This is a genomic window from Rhizobium changzhiense (assembly GCF_013087625.1).
Classification (GTDB): Bacteria; Pseudomonadota; Alphaproteobacteria; order Rhizobiales; family Rhizobiaceae; genus Rhizobium; species Rhizobium sophorae.
Window position 1 is genome coordinate 1,509,555 of the sequence record NZ_JABFCQ010000001.1, and the last position, 16,782, is coordinate 1,526,336.

The following is a 16,782-nucleotide window of genomic DNA, read 5'->3' on the forward strand; positions in this document are numbered from 1 at the left end:
ATTAACCCGCCGGATCCCAATAGGGCGGATCGCCGAAACTCTTTTTCAGGTGATCGGCGATGGCGCGGAGCTTGGCCGAGGGATTTCGGCCTTCGGGATGGGCCATGTAGATGAATTCGGCCTCCGGCCTATGGCCGACATCGATTTCCGCTAGCCGGCCCTCGCGGATGGCCGGGCCGGCGATGAAGGCAGGCAGCAGCGCGATGCCGAGCCCGGCAATCGCGGCGTCGCGGAGCATGTCGCCATTGTTGATGCCGAGCGCCAGTTTCGCGCGGATGACGATCGCGCCCTCAGGCGTCTGGAAACGCCAGTCGGCAACGCCGCGATTGGTGTAGAAGATGCCGCGATGGCTGTCGAGATCAGCCAGCGACGACGGAACTCCCTGGCGGGCGAGATAATCCGGCGAGGCGCAAAGAAGACGGCGGCTATGCGCGAGCTTCCAGGCGACCAGCCGGCTATCGGCGATCGGACCATTGCGGATGATGGCATCATAGCCGTCCGAGGCGGCATCGACGCGCCGGTCATCGATATCGAGGGTCAGTTCGATCTCGGGATGTTCGGCAAGAAAGGGATAGAGCGCTGGACCGAGATGCATGCGGCCGAAGGTGACGGGGGCGGCGATGCGGATCGGTCCGGACAGTGTTCCGCGCCGCTCGGCCATATCTGCCGCGGCTTCCTCGATCTCGCGCACGATGCGCGCGGCGCGCCCAAGGAAGACCGTGCCATCCTCCGTCAAAGTGAGCTTGCGCGTCGTTCGGTGCAGCAGCATGCCGCCCAGCGATTTCTCCAGTTCCGCCAGCCTTTCGCTGACGACGGATTTGGACAGCCGCAGGCGCCGGGCCGCCTCGCTGACCGAGCCCGCCTCGACCACAGCGACGAAAGCCGCAATACCTTCGATCCTGATCATCGTTCGGCTTTTCCGAATTCGAGTTCCCCAATCTGGAGACTAATCCGAACGAGAGGAAAATGCCATCTTCCACTCATCAAAAGGGACGGCAGGGGCCGCCTCACCTTAAACGCAGGAGATGGAACCATGAACCGCTTGAACAACAAGGTCGCAATCGTCACCGGCGCAAGCTCCGGCATCGGCCGCGCCACGGCAAGGCTCTTCGCCGCCGAAGGCGCCAAGATCGTCGTCGGCGCCCGCCGCCAGGGCGAACTCGACAGCCTCGTCGCGGAGATCAAGGCAGAGGGCGGCGACGCCATCGCCATTGCCGGCGACGTGCGTTCGGAAGATTATCACAGGGCGCTGGTCGCCGCCGCCGTGACGCATTACGGCAAACTCGACATCGCCTTCAACAATGCCGGCACGCTCGGCGAAGCCGGTGCGAGCACTGCCGTTTCGGAAGCAGGCTTCAGCGAGGCGCTGGCGATCAATCTGACGGCCTCCTTCCTCGCCGCCAAGCACCAGATCGGCGCAATGGTGGAAAATGGCGGCGGCTCGGTGATCTTCACTTCGACCTTCGTCGGCTATAGCTTCGCCTTTCCCGGCGTTGCCGCCTATGCCGCCAGCAAATCCGGGCTGATCGGCCTGACGCAGGCGCTTGCCGCCGAATTCGGCCAGCAGGGCGTGCGCGTCAATGCCATCCTGCCGGGTGCTGTTGATACTGACATGTATCGGGACATGAACGATACGCCTGAGAAGCAGGCCTTCGTCACCAATCTGCATGCGCTGAAGCGTGTCGCGACACCCGAAGAACTCGCCCGCTCGGTGCTTTATCTCGCCTCCGACGATGCGAGCTTCGTCACCGGCACGGCCGCGCTGGTCGACGGCGGCGCTTCGATCACCCGCACCTGAGGCGGCGCGGTGCGATTATCCGCTGCGGGTTGACGATCCTTCAACACGCCGGCTTATCGCGCCGCTTTTTTCAGAGCATTCTCCCATCCAACAACAACAACGGGCCGCGGCCCAAAATTCGATCAAAGGAACGTCCTCATGTCACGCCTGCAAAACAAGACAGCCCTCATCACCGGCGGCACCAGCGGCATCGGTCTCGAGACCGCCCGCCAATTCATCGCCGAGGGCGCCCGCGTCGTCGTTACCGGCAGCAGCGCGGCAAGCGTCGAGGCGGCCCGCGCCGAACTTGGCGGCAAAGCCACCGTCATCCAGGCCGATGCCGGCAATGCGGTCGGCCAGAAGGCCGTCGCCGATAGCGTGAGAGAGGCTTTCGGGACGCTCGACATCCTCTTCGTCAACGCCGGGGTCGCCGAATTTGGGCCGCTGGAACAGTGGAGCGAAGCCGCTTTCGACAAGTCGGTTGATACCAACGTCAAAGGCCCGTTCTTCCTGATTCAGTCGCTGCTGCCGATTTTTTCGAAGCAGGCCGCGATCGTGCTCAACACCTCGATCAACGCCCATATCGGCATGCCGAACTCGAGCGTCTACTCGCTGACGAAGGGTGCATTGCTGACGCTCGCCAAGACCCTGTCGGGCGAACTCATCGGCCGCGGCATCCGCGTCAACGCCGTCAGCCCGGGTCCGATCGCCACGCCGCTCTACAGCAAGCTCGGCGCTTCGCAAGCCCAATCCGAGGCGATGACTGCGCAGATCCAGTCCCAGATTCCCGTCGGCCGTTTCGGAACCCCCGGCGAAGTCGCCAAGACGATCGTTTTCCTCGCCTCCGATGAGGCGGCCTATATCGTCGGCAGCGAACTCATCATCGACGGCGGGATGAGCAACCTCTGACCCACGAGTGCGGCGGAGACTAGAGCAGCTTCGATGCCTGTCACCCGCGTGATTGCATGTTCTCCGCCAAAGGCTTAGGGTCGAGGGCGGTCAGAAAAGGCAACGGGTAGAAGGCCATGGCTCTCAGCGGCAAACGCATCCTCCTCATCATCTCGGGCGGCATCGCGGCCTATAAGAGCCTGGATCTGATCCGCCGGCTGCGCGAGCGCGGCGCGAGCGTGCGCCCTGTCATGACCAAAGGCGCGCAGGAATTCGTCACGCCGCTTGCCGTCGGTGCGCTGGCGGCGGACCATGTCTTCCTCGATCTGTTTTCGCGGCACGACGAACAGGATGTCGGTCATATCCGGCTGGCGCGCGACTGCGACCTCGTGCTGATCGCCCCTGCCACTGCCGATCTGATGGCGAAGATGGCGAACGGGATTGCAGACGATCTCGCTTCAACCGTGCTTCTGGCGACCAACAGGCCGGTGCTGGCGGCACCGGCGATGAACCCCGCCATGTGGGCGCATCCGGCGACGCGGCGGAATGCCGCGATGCTCAGAGCCGACGGCATCCGCTTCGTCGGGCCGATGGCCGGCGAGATGGCGGAAAGCCGGGAGGCGGGGCTTGGCCGGATGGCGGAGCCGCTGGAGATCGTCGCTGCCGCCGAAACCATGCTCGACGACGGAGAAAAGCCGCTCAAGGGACGCAAGGCGATCGTCACCTCAGGACCGACGCACGAGCCGATCGATCCGGTGCGCTATATCGCCAACCGCTCCTCCGGCCGGCAGGGGCATGCGATCGCCGCAGCCCTTGCAAAGCTCGGAGCGGAGGTGACGCTGGTATCGGGGCCGGTGACGATCGCCGACCCCGTCGGCGTCAATGTCGTGCATGTCGAGAGGGCCGAGGAAATGCGTGATGCCGTGCTTGCGGCGCTGCCGGCCGACATTGCCGTGATGGTCGCGGCGGTGGCGGACTGGCGCGTCGCCTCGGCGGCCGACCAGAAGCTGAAGAAACATCCGGGCGAATCCATTCCGACGCTGGCGCTGACCGAGAACCCGGACATCCTGAAAACCGTCGGCCATCACACGATGCGGCCGAAGCTGGTGATCGGCTTTGCCGCCGAGACGCAGGACGTGGAAAGCAATGCGAAGGCGAAACTCGAGAGAAAAGGCGCCGACCTGATCGTCGCCAATGACGTCTCTCCTGCGACCGGGATCATGGGTGGCAGCCACAACAGGGTCAAACTCATTCGCCGCGACGGCGTCGAGCAATGGCCTGACCTGACGAAGGAAGAGGTTGCCGAAAGGCTGGCGGCACTGATCGCCAAGCAGCTCCGCTGATCGCCAGCGGCTCGGCTGACGTCGAACGGCTCAGCTGACGCCAAGTGTTCAGGCAGGAATGGCCACGCGCTGCGGCTTGGCAGCACTCCGCTTCTCCGGCCGGAAGTCGGCGACATCGATGCCATCTTTGCCGATAGTGACAGCGCTGCCATCCGGAATTTCGGCCCAGGCATCGCCATCGTCGTTCAATGGTTCCGACACAAGGCAATAGCCCGCGCCGACGGGAGAAGCATAGAGCGTCGGCGCCTTGCGATCTGTGGCGTAACGGATCGCATAGAGCGTGCTGCCGTCGGAGAAGGCGGCTGTAAAGCGCAGCAGGATCGAGCCGATGACGCTTTCGGCCAAGTCCTCGATCACACCGATCATTTTCGCCATCGCGGCGACCGGCGCCTCGCGCAGGCCGAACTGCAGGGCCAGCAGGAACATCAGCTCGGAATCGGTCGTGCCGCCGCGGGCATTGAACAACTCGTCGTCGAGCATCGCCTCCATCGGCCGGCGCAGGCGCTCGAAGCCGGCGATCTGGCCGTTGTGCATGAAGGACCAGGTGCCATGGGTAAAGGGGTGGCAGTTGTCGCGGCGCGTGCCGCCGCCTGTGGCAGCGCGGACATGGGCAAGGAAGAGCGGCGAACGGATCTGCCGCGCCAGGCTCTTCAGGTTGCAATCCGACCATGCCGGCAGGATATCGCGGTAGCGGCCGGGCTCCGGCCTGTCGCCATACCAGGCGATGCCGAAACCATCGCCATTCGTCGCCGTCTTGGCGCGGGTGGCGCAATGAGACTGCTCGATCAGCGAATGGGCGGGCGAGGATACCAGTTCCTCGAGATAGAGAGGGTCTCCGCGATAGGCTGCCCAGCGACACATGGCTCTTTGCTCCGGAACCCGCCGCCGCATCGGCGGGAATGCTGAAATTGTCGAACGACGCAGCTAACAACAGCTTAACGCGCGGCCGGTTTGCAAGCCAAACATGACGGTTTCTTGACGTATAGCCTCTTCAAATTCGGCAAAACACTGTGTTCTCTCGTGAACACCCGTGTTTCCCAAAGCAGGGCATGCGTGCATTTTTGCTTGCATCTCGAAAGAATCAGCCTAACTTTAAGCCATCAGCAACAGAACGAAAGGAAGGTGATCCAATGTCTAATGAGATTTCGGACCTCGTAACGGGCATGGAAGAGGTGACGAAGGCGAGGCAGCCCTCGCTCTAATCCCCGCCTTCCTGGGGCTGCATAGACAGTCCAGGCCAGTTTGAGGCCAAACTCATGGAAAGGGTCGCTGAGGCGGCCCTTTTTTATTGTCTTTATGTCTTGATTGCCGGGCGTTGACGGAAGATCGAAATCCCACTACTCATAAAGTCATCAGATGACTTTATGAGTAGTGGGATGAGAGCGCTCAGCAAGACCAATCTCGCCGATGAGGCGATCGAGGCGATCCGCGGCGACATTCTCGGCAAACGCTGGGCGGTCGGCGAGAAATTGCCGAATGAAGCCTCGCTATCGGCCATGCTTTCCGTCAGCCGGGGCACGGTGCGCGAGGCGGTGCGCGTTCTTGTCTCCCAGGGTTATCTCGAAACAAGGCAGGGATCGGGCACCTATGTCCGCGCCACCAGCGATGCCGGCCGGCCGCTGACGATGGCGCGGCGCGCCAGCCTGCGTGACCAGTTCGAAGCGCGCCTGGCGCTCGACGTCGAGGCCGCCCGACTGACCGCGATCCGCAAAACGCCGGAGACGGTTGCCGGGTTTCGCCGGCTGCTTGCCGAGCGCGGCAATTACGATGGCGGCAACCAGGCCGCCTTCATCGAACGCGACCTCGCCTTTCACAAGGCCATCATCGCCGCTTCGGGCAATCGGGCGATGATCGAGATCTATGATTTCTTCTCGGCCTCGATCGCCGATACCATCGCGGCGACGCTGGGCAAGGACATTCCCGAGCCGGATATGCGGGCGCATGCCGATATCGTCGACGCCATCGAAACCGGCGATCCCGACAGGGCGGATGCGGCGGTGCGCCGCTTCATGGCACCGGTTCTTGCCGCACTCGACCGGATGATCCTGTCATGAACACGCCTGCCAGCCATGCCGTCAGCACGCTTGAGGCGGCCGACGAACTGCTGATCGACGCCGAGGCCGGCAGCCTTCCGCCGCCGCAGGCAACGCCGACGCGGGGAGTTGTGGATCGTTTTCTGCTGGGCGCAAGCCTGGTGCTGATCGCCTTCAACCTGCGCCCGGTCTTCTCAAGCGCCTCGGCGCTGCTGCCGGAAATCCGCTCGGAGCTCGGCCTGAGCGCCCTTGGCGCCAGCTTGCTGACGACGCTTCCGGTCGTCTGCCTTGGAGCCTTCTCGCCGCTTGCGCCTCGTCTTGCCCAGCGCCTCGGTACTGAACGCACGCTGCTCGGCGTTCTCCTGCTTCTAGCCCTCGGCACCGCATTGCGCGGGCTTTCCTCCGTGCCGTTGCTCTTCATCGGCACGGCCCTTGCCGGCGCCTGCATTGCCGTCGGCAACGTGCTGCTGCCGGGGCTGGTGAAGCGGGATTTCGCCGGGCGCGCCGCGCTGATGACCGGCTTCTATACGATGGCGCTCTGCGCCGGGGCAGCAAGTGCCGTCGGGCTGACGCTGCCGATCGAGCATGGGCTGGGCGGCTCTCTAGAGGGCGCCCTCGCCGTCTGGGCGCTGCCCGCCCTGATCGTCAGCCTGCTCTGGCTGCCTGAGGTTCTTCGCAGCGGCAGACAGGCAAGACGGAACGGCTTTCGCGTCGAAGGCCTCTGGCGCGACCGGCTCGCCTGGCAGGTGACGCTGTTCATGGGCCTGCAATCGGCCCTTGCCTATTGCGTCTTCGGCTGGCTGGTTCCGATCTTGCGCGAACGCGGGCTCGACGGCGTCACCGCCGGAGCAATCGTTTCGCTGTCGGTGATGGTGCAGGCGGCATCCTGCCTGATCGTGCCGCATATCGCGGTGCGTGGCCGGGACCAGCGGCTGATCAATGCCAGCCTCTGCGGCGTCGCCGTCATTGCCCTGCTCGGCCTGCTCTTCGCGCCGCTTTCGACGGTCTGGCTGTGGGCGGTGCTGCAGGGCATCGGCCAGGGCGGGCTGATCGCGGCAGCCATGACGACGATCGTGCTGCGCTCGCGCGATCCCGATGTCGCCGCCCATCTTTCCGGCATGGCGCAATGCGTCGGCTATCTGCTCGCCGCCATCGGCCCGCTCATCGTCGGCCTCATCCGCGGCTGGACCGGAAGTTTTTCCTGGTGCGCCGCCCTCTTCGTCGCACTCGGACTGGGCGCGGCAATCAATGGCTGGAAGGCCGGGCGGGCGGTGGAGATCAATGTCCATGCGGTCGAAAAGGACGGCTGAGCCCTTCGCTCACCTGTCCATCACCATCTCTTGATGCCGGTCGTCGGCCGCGGATGTTACGCTATCTCAGCCTCTCATTCCCGACCGCCGGAGGAGACATCTTGCGCCTACGAACCCTGTTTCTGCTCACCGCATTTATGGCGTCGCTGGCGCCTGCCCTTTCCCATGCGCAGGAAAGCGATCCACCGAGGGCGAATGTCCAGAGCGGCGCACGCGACGGCGTGCTGAAGCTGCTGCCGGCCGATTCCATCACAGAGCACGCGCTGGCGATCAGTGGCCGGAAGATCGCCTATACCGCCACCGCAGGCACGCTGGATCTCTTCGGCCAGGACGGAGCGCAGACCGGCGCGATCTTCTACACCGCCTATGTCGCAAGGGATAGCGGGGCGAACCGGCCTCTGACCTTTGCCTTCAACGGCGGGCCGGGTGCCGCTTCCGCCTTCCTGCATCTCGGGCTGGTCGGGCCGAAGGTGCTCGATTTCGGGCCGGATGGACGCGACGGCGCCAATGCGAAACTCGTCGACAACCCGCAAAGCTGGCTCGATTTTACCGATCTGGTGTTGATCGATCCGATCGGCACCGGCTGGAGCCGAACGGCAAAGGCGGACGACGCCTCCAATTATTATAACGTTAGTGCCGACGCCCAGAGCATTGCCAAGGCGATTGCACTCTATATCGCACACAACAACCGTTCCAACTCGCCGAAATATCTTCTCGGCGAAAGTTATGGCGGTTTCCGCGCCGCCAAGGTCGCCTCGGCGCTTCAGGAAAGCCAGGGCATCATCGTCGCCGGTGCGGTGATGCTTTCCCCCTTGCTCGAGGGCCAGCTGATGTTCAATGCCGACCAGTTTCCGCTCGGCGCCGCGCTGGAGCTGCCGTCGCTGGCCGCCGCCGAACTCGACCGGCATAACGCCTTTGACGAAGAGAAGCAGAAGGCAGCCGAGACTTTCGCGCTGGGGGACTATCTGACGACGCTCGCCGGGCCGCCGCCGACGGGTGCCGAGGCCGCCGCCTTCTATGGCAGGATCGCCGCATTGACCGGCATTCCCGAGGATATCGTCACCCGCAACCGCGGCTTCCTCGGCAGTTCCTTCGTCAAACATTCAGATGAGGGCAGCGGCGAGGTGATGAGCTCTTACGACGCCTCCTTTGCAGCGCCTGATCCCTATCCGGAATCGGATTACGATCGCGGCGACGACGCCATCCTCGACGGTTTCACCCGCGCCTATGGCGGGGCTTTCTCCGACTATGCCCGCAACGAACTCGGTTTCAGGACCGAGATGACCTATTCGCTGCTCGACGGCGATATCAGCCGGCGCTGGGAATGGGGCGGCGGGCGCGGCGGCGGATCGCGCTTCCAGGCCAGCGCCACCGACGACATAAGGCAGTTGCTCGCCGCGAACCCGGCCTTCCATCTGCTGATCGCACATGGCTATAGCGATCTGGTGACGCCTTATGGCGTCAGCCGCTACGTGGTCGACCATCTGCCGCCCTCGCTCGCCGGCGGCCGTGTCGGACTGAAGCTTTATCGCGGCGGCCATATGTTCTATACAAGAGCTGATCAGCGGGCCGCCTTCACGGCGGATGCAAAGGCGTTCTACGCCACACATTTGGCCGCTCAGCCGGCGGACTAAAGCGTGGCGATGTCTTTGTCGCTAAACCGCTCTGCAGTTTTGCGCGACATGCTTTGGGGACTTGCCGATGCATATTACCGGAGGATGCCACTGCGGCGCGATACGCTATCAGGCGGAGATCGACCCGGAGCGGGTCTCGATCTGCCATTGCACCGATTGCCAACGGTTGACGGGCTCGGCCTATCGCATCACGGCGCCGGCGCGGCCGGGAAGTTTCACGCTCACGTCAGGCGAGCCAAGAGGCTACGCAAAATATGGCGACAGCGGTGGTCTCAGCCGCCAATTCTTCTGCCCGAATTGCGGATCGCCGCTCTACCGCACGGACGGCGACGGCAGCGCGATCGGCATCCGCGTCGGCAGCATCGACCAGCGGCAGGAGCTGACGCCGAAGAAACAGATATGGTGCCGCTCAGCCCTGCCCGGGGTGGAGAACATCGAAACGCTTCCGCGCTTCGAGGGCGAGGATTAGGCTGGCCTCGGCTTAATATCCCGCCTTTATTCCGGCATAGGCATGTCCGGCCAGCTATCGGTGACGCCGGCCTGTACCGGACGCTCTAGATAGGTGGATAGGGCGATATAGCTGCGGGTGCCGGTGACACCGGGAACGGCGTGGATCTGGGCGAGAAAAGCTTCCAAGGCCTGCGGGCTGGCGGTGCGGACCTTGAAGAGAACGCTGGCGTCGCCGGCGACCGAATGCATCTCCTCGACCTCGGGAAACTGCAGGACCTGCATCAGCCGCTCGCTCTTGCCCCAGCCGGCCGCCTCCACATGCACGAAGGCAAGCAGCGGTTTGCCAAGGGCTGCGCTATCCAGCGCGGCATGCACGCCCTTGATGGCGCCGGATTGTTTCAGGCGGCGCACCCGCTCATGCACGGCCGGCGCCGACAGGCCGACCGCCTCGCCAAGCCTGGCATAGCTCTGGCTGCTGTCGGCAGCGAGCGCGGCTAATATTTTTCGGTCGAATGCATCGATGACAGCCTGCTGCCTGCGTCCCTGCCGAAGATCGTCTGTATTTTTCGCCATTCCGCAAACTCCACTTTCTGCCGAAGGATAATCGCCGATACTGGCTTTCTTCAATAGGATATTCGGAGGAGAAAGAACTCATGGAGATGATCGCGCACAATCCGGCAAACGGGATCTATGCAGCGAGCCCTGATTACATCCATGCGCTGGAGGTCAGGCATCCATCCCGGCTGCTGTTCGTCAGCGGCACCATGGGTCTCCATCAACAGGGAATGGCGGCGGCCGATCTGGAAGGGCAATTGGAGCTCATCTGGTCCAATCTGCGCGCCATCCTCACTTCCGCTGATATGACGGTGGACAATATCGTGCGGCTGACGAGCTATCTCAGCGACGGCGCCTTTATGGAGGCGAACCAGAACGCCCGTCTTCAGGCGCTTGCCGGCCGCGCCGTGCCGACCACGGCGATCATCGTCGAAACGCTGCGCGACGACTGGCTGGTCGAGATCGAGATCATCGCCGCCGGCTGACGGCAGATCGGCCGCCGCGCCGCAGGGGCGCGACGGCCGCGGCGATCAGGCCGCCTGTTTCGACAGGCCGAGCGCTTCGGCCAAATCGACCTCACCGCGGAAACCGCCGCTGCTTTTCGCCTCCTGCCGATGCTCGATCGCATGGGCAAAACGCACGGCGGGCTGCTGCTGCATGCACTCATAGAGGCGATGCAGGCCGGGAAACTGCCGGCGGTCGACGACCTTGTGGAAATCGTTCCAGCGGGCGATGCCGACGAAATAGGCATCCGCCAGGCTCGGGCCGTTGCCAAGAAGCCATTCGCGGTCGTCGAGCAGCCGCTCCAGCGTATGATGCGCCTTTTCGACCGCGGCGATGCCATAGGCGGTGAGGGCCTGCTTCTGCTGCGGCTCCAGCGGATGCTCGATCGCATACCAGAGCGGGCCGAAGGCCTGGAAGAAGGTGGTGTTGAGAAAGGCGAGCATCTGGTTCAGCCGGTCGAAATCCGCCGAGCCCTGCGCAAAACCCAGACCGCTACCGATCGTGCGGGCGCCGATATGGTGCAAGATCGCCATGCTTTCGCTGATTGCCCTGCCATCTTCGAGCAGCAGCGACGGCGTTTCTCCGACCATGTTGATCCGCTTGTAGTCTTCGCTGGAGACTATTTCCGGCATCTCGACGCGGCAGAGCCGATAAGGCAGGCCGGACCATTCCAACGCGACGATCGAGCCGAAAGAGCAGCCCTCCGGAACGCCGTAAAACAATATGGGTGACATCAATCGTTCCTTTCAGAATTGAACCCGTTTGGACGCGATGAATGTGAAGATGTGGACGATCTTGCGGTAGAGGCTATAAATGCATCGCAATGTCCACATATCTGGAAGCTGGCGATGGCGCTTTTCAACCTCAACGATCTCCATCTTTTCGTGCAGGCCGTCGACAGCGGCAGCTTTACCGCCGCGGCCAGACATCTCGGCATTCCGAAATCGACGGTCAGCAAGCGGGTTGCGGAGCTGGAGACACGGCTCGGCGTCCGGCTGATCCAGCGCACGTCGCGAAGCTTCGCACTGACCGAGCTCGGCCGGGAATTCTTTCAGCATGCCCAGGCCTCGATCATCGAGGCGGAGATGGCCGAGGGCATCGTGCGGCGGCATCTGGCCGAACCCGCCGGCAGCGTTCGCCTGACCGCCTCGGTGCCGACGGCGCAGTTTACCTTGACTGAGCATCTGCCGGCGCTGGCTGTGCGCTATCCGAAGCTCCGGCTCTCCGTGCACGTGACGGACCGTTTCGTCGATATCGTCCAGGAGGGTTTCGATATCGCGCTGCGCAGCCACCGGACGCCGCTGCCGGATTCGGCGCTGGTGCAGCGGAAGCTCGCCAGCCACCCTTTCTTCATCCTCGCCTCGCCGGATTATGTGAGTGCCCATGGGCAACCGCGCCGGCCGGAGGAGCTGGCAGAGCATGCAACGATCATGACCAGCCTGACGGAGGATCAGTGGCGGCTTTATTCGGGCGGCGACGAGGTTCTCGTCACGCTGCATTCCGTCATGGCGGCGGATGAGCCCTATGTCTTGATGGAAATGGCCATGTCGGGGCTTGGCATTACCTGCCTGCCGACATCCGTCTGCCGCAAGGCGCTGGCAGACGGGCGGCTGGTGCGGGTGCTGCCGGAATGGACGGCCGGCAGCATCGAAACGACGATCCTGATGCCGCACCGGCGCGGGCAGCTGCCGGCGGTGCGCGCCGTCGTCGACTTCCTGGCGGAACGGCTCGCTGGGTAGAACCGCTTCGTACTTCCTGGAGTTTAGCGATCACGCCGCCTTGGCGGCGTGATATTCCTTGATGGCGACCATCTTGATTGCCGGATGACGCTCGGACTCGTAACGCAGCGAGAAACCGTCCTGGGCGAGGAAGACCGGGTCGCCATCCAGATCGCGGGCGATATCGCCGCGTTTGACGGTGAGGAATTTTTCGAGATCGGCCGGCTGATCAGCCGAGATCCAACGGCAGACCGAGAAACGCGACATTTCGAAGGAGACCGGCAGGCCGTATTCGGCCATCAGCCGCTCCTTCAACACGTCGAGCTGCAGGGCGCCGACGACGCCGACGATCGCCGGCGAGCCGTCTTCCGGCGAAAACAGCTGGACGACGCCTTCCTCGGCCATCTGCTGCAGGGCTTCCTTCAGCTTCTTCGCCTTCATCGCATCTTCCAGACGCACGCGGCGCAGGATCTCCGGCGAGAAGTTCGGCACGCCCTGGAAGACCAGCGATTCACCTTCGGTCAGCGTATCGCCGATCCGGAGCGTCCCGTGGTTCGGAATGCCGACGACGTCACCGGCATAGGCGGTGTCGGCGAGCTGGCGCTGCGAGGCGAAGAAGAATTGCGGCGCCGTCAGGCCGAGCTGCTTGCCGGTGCGGGCAAGCCTTGCCTTCATGCCGCGCTCGAGCTTGCCGGAGCAGATGCGGGCAAAGGCGATGCGGTCGCGGTGGTTGGGATCCATGTTGGCCTGGATCTTGAAGACGAAGGCCGTCATTTTGTCGTCGGTCGCGTGCACGGTCCTGGTATCGGCGACCTGGTCGCGCGGCGGCGGCGCAAAATCGCCGAGCGCGTTGATGAGATCGCGAACACCGTAATTGCGCAGCGCCGAGCCGAAGAAAACCGGCGTCATATGGCCTTCCAGGAAGGCTTGGCGGTCGAAGGGACGGCAGGCCTCGATCGCCAGCTCCGTCTCCTCGATGAAGACCTGGCGCTCGTTTTCCGGCAGCCTGCCGGCCACGCTTTGCGGGCCATTGACCGGCGTTCCCTCGATTTCGGTATCCGAACCGCGCACCGTGTTGGCGGCGATATTGTAGGAGCCGCAAAAGGTCTTCGAGCGGCCGATCGGCCAGGTGATTGGCGCCGTATCCAGCGCCAGCTTCTCTTCGACCTCGTCGAGGATCTCGAAGGGATCGCGGCTTTCGCGGTCCATCTTGTTGATGAAGGTGATGATCGGGATATCGCGCATGCGGCAGACTTCGAAAAGCTTCAGCGTCCGCGGCTCGATGCCCTTGGCGGCATCGATGACCATGACGGCGGCGTCGACGGCAGTCAGCGTGCGATAGGTGTCGTCGGCGAAATCCTCGTGACCCGGCGTGTCGAGGATGTTGAAGACATTGTCGTTATATTCAAAGGTCATCACCGAGGTGACGACGGAGATGCCGCGTTCGCGCTCGATCTTCATCCAGTCGGAGCGCGTCTGCATGCGATCCTTCTTCGCCTTGACTTCGCCGGCAAGCTGAATGGCGCCGCCGAACAGCAGCAGCTTTTCGGTGAGCGTCGTCTTACCCGCGTCCGGGTGGGCGATAATAGCGAATGTGCGGCGGCGGGAGACCGCCTCGGCGAGACTTTCGGCCATACTTGTAAATCCTGTGGAATTGCCGCGTATCTAGCGATTAAAGCCCGGCAATGCAATTGACCTCGGGCCTTCCGGCGCAAAGTAATGGGCCATGACCATTCATCACGATACACGCCCGATGCTGAACCTCATCCGCTTAGCCAATGGCGAAGGCCTCGACCTGCCCGCCTATGAAAGCAAGGGAGCGGCCGGCATGGACCTGCGCGCTGCCGTCGACGAGGCAGCGCCGCTGACGCTTCTGCCCGGCAAGCGGGCGCTGGTGCCGACCGGCTTCATCTTCGAGATCCCCGAAGGTTTCGAGGGACAGGTGCGGCCGCGCTCCGGCCTGGCCTTCAAAAACGGCATCACCTGCCTGAATTCGCCGGGCACCGTCGACAGCGACTATCGCGGCGAGGTGAAGGTGCTGCTCGTCAATCTCGGCGAGGAGCCCTTCATCATCGAGCGCGGCATGCGTATCGCCCAGATGGTGATCGCGCCGGTGACCCAGGCGCGGGTGGCAGAGATCACCGCGGCCAGCGAAACGGCACGCGGCGCAGGCGGCTTCGGCTCCACCGGCGTCTGATGACGCGGCACCCCGACAGCGCAGGCCTGACCTTCCGGCAGGACTATTTCGGTGACCCTGCCGGCTGGGCGGCGCTGGTCTGCCTGCTCAACGATATTTTCGGCATCGATATCGGGCCGCTGCAACAGCTTGGCGGACCCGACCCCACCAGCATGCCCTTCGGCTGGTTTGATTCCGAAGGCGAAGTTGCGGCCAATATCTCAGCCTTTGCGCTGCCCTTCGTCCTTAATGGCAGGATCGTCCATGCCGCCGGGCTGCAATCCGGCGCGGTGCGGCCGCCATGGCGCGGCCGCGGGCTCTACCGTGACGTGACGGTAAAAGCGCTCGACTGGTGCGATCAGCAGGGTTTTGAAGCCGTCATCCTCTATACCGACAAGCCGTCGCTCTACGAAGCCTACGGTTTCCACGCGATACCGCTGCACCGATATGAGGGAGCGGCGCCCGCCCCTTCGGCACCAGCCGCACCCGCCCGGCCGCTTTTGCCGACAAACGCGGATGATCTTGCCCTGCTGCAAGCGCTGCTGAAAAGACGAAGCCCGGTTTCGACCTCGCTGGCGGTCACGGTCAATGCGGCGATGTTTCTGATCAACACCCAGCTCGATCCCGACATCCGCATTAGCTTCCTGGAAGACAAACAGGCGGTCATCGCCTGGAAGATCGATGAGACGGGCCGCTTCAGCCTTCTCGATGTCGTGGCGGCTGATATGCCGTCGCTTGCAGCGATCCTTAGCGGGCTTAGGATCGCGCCCGCCTCCGCCGAGGTGCTTTTCCGTCCCGACAAGCTCGGCTGGGAGGGTGTTCCGCAACCGTTGGAAAGAGGCACGAGGCTGATGCTGCGCGGGCTCGGCGATGCCACCCCGGATTTTCCGGCGATGTTGTCACCGATGGCGGAATTCTAGAGCAGTTCGGTGGATGAACGGCGGGAGCGGTGTTTGTTGGAGGCGCTTATGTCATTTAGGAAAGCGCCATGGCGCTTGATTGCGGGACTAGCTACAGCGCTGATCGCGACACCGACGCTTGCGATCGATTCAACAAAGCTTCAGTCGATTCGCTCATCTCTGTCTTTGGAAGAAATAGTTGCGTTTGCGGTTTCCAAATCGACAGCGCCCATTCTCGATATCGACAAAACAATCGAAATGAACATCGTCCTCAACGTGAAGGGCATGGAGAAGCGCGATATTCAATCTTTGCAGATCGAGCTTTTGCGCGTGTTTTCTGCGATCGGGGCTTACGCGGAAATCAGTATCAATTTCGATGCTAGCCGATCCATAGATTACTCGCCTGCAGCGCCGTATGCGCCTTTCGGCGATCAGAACCAGCCGCCAAACACCCAGACTCTCGACGTGTTCATCGATCGTGATGCGCTTAAATTGGCAAAGTTGGGCCAAATAGCAGTTCACGACATAGACACGCTTCGAGGCAAGCCAGACACCTCGACATGCTATCACGAGAGCCAAATAGGAAACCCAGTTATCAATGTTATCGTCGACCGCGACATCAATCCGGTAGGCTGCGTTTATGGGGTTCTACTACAATCAATCGGACTTACCGATGCTTTTGGCCGAGCTGCCGCGACTTTCAGTCCCGGAAGGATTCCCGGCTTCAGGATCAACGCTGAAATGGCGGCAGCATATGCCGTTCGTGAGTGTCGGGATGTCGTTGATAAAAAAGACCAACTTGAGAAATGTCTGAGAGGCGTTCTCAAGGAAGAGAACTGAGGATCGCGGTATTGGTCGACGCCACCTCGAATTTCCTTGTGATATGGCATCATCGCGGATTCCTTGGAGGTCGAGTCAGTTTCTACCTTTTCCGCGAAAGCGGCGGCAGGCGGCGCTTGACGGGCGAGGCTTTGATCATCGCGGTGTTGGTCTCCGCTCTTTCGGCGACCCGGTCGAGGATGCCGTCGAGGTCGGCCATGGAGCGGATGACCAGGCGGGCAATGAAGCAATCCTCGCCCGTCACCTTGTCGCATTCGATGATTTCCGGAATTTCCTGGATGATCCGCTCGACGATGTGCAGCTGTCCCGGCAGCGGACGCACGCGCACGATCGCCTGCAGGGTATAACCGACGGCGGCGGGATCGAGATCGATAGTAAAGGCCTTGATGACGCCGCGCTCCTCCAGCCGGCGCAGACGCTCGGCGGCACTCGGCGAAGAGAGGCCGACCTGCTGCGCCAGCTCCTTCAGCGAGATCCGCGCATTGCCGGCCAGCGCTTCCAGAATGGCCTGATCGATTTCGTCGAGCGATTGCACATCATTAGCCATGGCGATCTATTTTCCTATTATGATTAGGCCAAGCCTGTCACTTTCCTTTTTATCTTTATATAAAATCGCCTCTCGCCGCAATATTCTTATGCCATCGAAGACGGAGGC

General features: G+C 62.7%; 18 protein-coding genes. 12 read left to right on the forward strand and 6 right to left on the reverse strand.

Going from position 1 to position 16,782, the window contains the following annotated elements:
• Position 1: 1 nt before the first annotated feature.
• Positions 2-907, reverse strand: coding sequence for a LysR family transcriptional regulator (locus G9X68_RS07530; protein ID WP_171601857.1), 906 nt, complete (start codon positions 905-907; stop codon positions 2-4).
• 126 nt (positions 908-1,033) lie between these two features.
• On the opposite strand from G9X68_RS07530, the gene G9X68_RS07535 reads away from it, so the two are divergent.
• From G9X68_RS07535 to coaBC, 3 genes are all read left to right on the forward strand, one after another.
• Positions 1,034-1,798 carry an SDR family oxidoreductase gene (locus G9X68_RS07535; protein ID WP_171601858.1) on the forward strand — a complete coding sequence of 255 codons (765 nt, stop codon included), beginning with the start codon at positions 1,034-1,036 and terminating at the stop codon, positions 1,796-1,798.
• A gap of 138 nt (positions 1,799-1,936) precedes the next feature.
• Complete coding sequence (locus G9X68_RS07540) at positions 1,937-2,686, forward strand: SDR family oxidoreductase (RefSeq protein ID WP_171601859.1); 750 nt, start codon at positions 1,937-1,939, stop codon at positions 2,684-2,686.
• A 116-nt stretch (positions 2,687-2,802) separates the two neighbouring features.
• Positions 2,803-4,008 (forward strand): bifunctional phosphopantothenoylcysteine decarboxylase/phosphopantothenate--cysteine ligase CoaBC, encoded by a 1,206-nt coding sequence (gene coaBC / locus G9X68_RS07545; protein ID WP_171601860.1) that lies wholly within the window; start codon positions 2,803-2,805, stop codon positions 4,006-4,008.
• Positions 4,009-4,056: 48 nt separating this feature from the next.
• Here coaBC and G9X68_RS07550 read toward each other — a convergent pair whose 3' ends face one another.
• Complete coding sequence (locus tag G9X68_RS07550) at positions 4,057-4,869, reverse strand: class II glutamine amidotransferase (protein ID WP_171601861.1); 813 nt, start codon at positions 4,867-4,869, stop codon at positions 4,057-4,059.
• A gap of 515 nt (positions 4,870-5,384) precedes the next feature.
• Here G9X68_RS07550 and G9X68_RS07555 point away from each other — a divergent pair.
• The 4 genes from G9X68_RS07555 (at position 5,385) to G9X68_RS07570 (ending at position 9,454) form a co-directional block, all read left to right on the forward strand.
• On the forward strand, positions 5,385-6,062 hold the full coding sequence (locus G9X68_RS07555) for a FadR/GntR family transcriptional regulator (protein ID WP_171601862.1): 678 nt from the start codon (positions 5,385-5,387) through the stop codon (positions 6,060-6,062).
• On the forward strand, positions 6,059-7,351 hold the full coding sequence (locus tag G9X68_RS07560) for a CynX/NimT family MFS transporter (protein ID WP_171601863.1): 1,293 nt from the start codon (positions 6,059-6,061) through the stop codon (positions 7,349-7,351). Before G9X68_RS07555 ends, G9X68_RS07560 begins: the two co-directional genes overlap by 4 nt.
• A gap of 101 nt (positions 7,352-7,452) precedes the next feature.
• The gene (locus G9X68_RS07565) at positions 7,453-8,985 is read left to right on the forward strand and encodes a S10 family peptidase (RefSeq protein ID WP_171601864.1); all 1,533 of its coding nucleotides are present in this window, start codon (positions 7,453-7,455) and stop codon (positions 8,983-8,985) included.
• Positions 8,986-9,052: 67 nt separating this feature from the next.
• Complete coding sequence (locus G9X68_RS07570) at positions 9,053-9,454, forward strand: GFA family protein (RefSeq protein WP_171601865.1); 402 nt, start codon at positions 9,053-9,055, stop codon at positions 9,452-9,454.
• A gap of 26 nt (positions 9,455-9,480) precedes the next feature.
• Here G9X68_RS07570 and G9X68_RS07575 read toward each other — a convergent pair whose 3' ends face one another.
• Positions 9,481-10,062, reverse strand: a complete 582-nt coding sequence (locus G9X68_RS07575; RefSeq protein ID WP_171601866.1) for an Lrp/AsnC family transcriptional regulator — start codon at positions 10,060-10,062, stop codon at positions 9,481-9,483.
• 26 nt (positions 10,063-10,088) lie between these two features.
• Here G9X68_RS07575 and G9X68_RS07580 point away from each other — a divergent pair, with 26 nt between their 5' ends.
• Positions 10,089-10,475: a RidA family protein gene (locus tag G9X68_RS07580; RefSeq protein WP_171601867.1), complete on the forward strand. Its 387-nt coding sequence runs from the start codon at positions 10,089-10,091 to the stop codon at positions 10,473-10,475.
• Between the two features lie 45 nt (positions 10,476-10,520).
• Here G9X68_RS07580 and G9X68_RS07585 read toward each other — a convergent pair whose 3' ends face one another.
• A complete protein-coding gene (locus G9X68_RS07585; protein WP_171601868.1) occupies positions 10,521-11,228 on the reverse strand; it encodes a glutathione S-transferase family protein in 708 nt (235 codons plus the stop codon).
• A gap of 114 nt (positions 11,229-11,342) precedes the next feature.
• Here G9X68_RS07585 and G9X68_RS07590 point away from each other — a divergent pair, with 114 nt between their 5' ends.
• Positions 11,343-12,233 carry a LysR substrate-binding domain-containing protein gene (locus tag G9X68_RS07590; protein WP_171601869.1) on the forward strand — a complete coding sequence of 297 codons (891 nt, stop codon included), beginning with the start codon at positions 11,343-11,345 and terminating at the stop codon, positions 12,231-12,233.
• A gap of 30 nt (positions 12,234-12,263) precedes the next feature.
• Here G9X68_RS07590 and G9X68_RS07595 read toward each other — a convergent pair whose 3' ends face one another.
• Entirely contained in the window at positions 12,264-13,847 is a 1,584-nt protein-coding gene (locus tag G9X68_RS07595) for a peptide chain release factor 3 (protein WP_168304508.1), read from the reverse strand.
• A 91-nt stretch (positions 13,848-13,938) separates the two neighbouring features.
• Between G9X68_RS07595 and dut the strand changes: the two genes are divergently transcribed.
• Genes dut through G9X68_RS07610 form a run of 3 tightly spaced genes read left to right on the forward strand, consistent with a single transcriptional unit; the run spans position 13,939 to position 16,127 of the window.
• Entirely contained in the window at positions 13,939-14,409 is a 471-nt protein-coding gene (dut, locus tag G9X68_RS07600) for a dUTP diphosphatase (RefSeq protein WP_171601870.1), read from the forward strand.
• Complete coding sequence (locus G9X68_RS07605) at positions 14,409-15,308, forward strand: GNAT family N-acetyltransferase (RefSeq protein ID WP_171601871.1); 900 nt, start codon at positions 14,409-14,411, stop codon at positions 15,306-15,308. Before dut ends, G9X68_RS07605 begins: the two co-directional genes overlap by 1 nt.
• A 48-nt stretch (positions 15,309-15,356) precedes the next feature.
• Positions 15,357-16,127 carry a hypothetical protein gene (locus G9X68_RS07610; protein WP_168314643.1) on the forward strand — a complete coding sequence of 257 codons (771 nt, stop codon included), beginning with the start codon at positions 15,357-15,359 and terminating at the stop codon, positions 16,125-16,127.
• An 82-nt stretch (positions 16,128-16,209) separates the two neighbouring features.
• Here G9X68_RS07610 and G9X68_RS07615 read toward each other — a convergent pair whose 3' ends face one another.
• Positions 16,210-16,674: an Lrp/AsnC family transcriptional regulator gene (locus G9X68_RS07615; RefSeq protein WP_171601872.1), complete on the reverse strand. Its 465-nt coding sequence runs from the start codon at positions 16,672-16,674 to the stop codon at positions 16,210-16,212.
• Positions 16,675-16,782 lie beyond the last annotated feature (108 nt).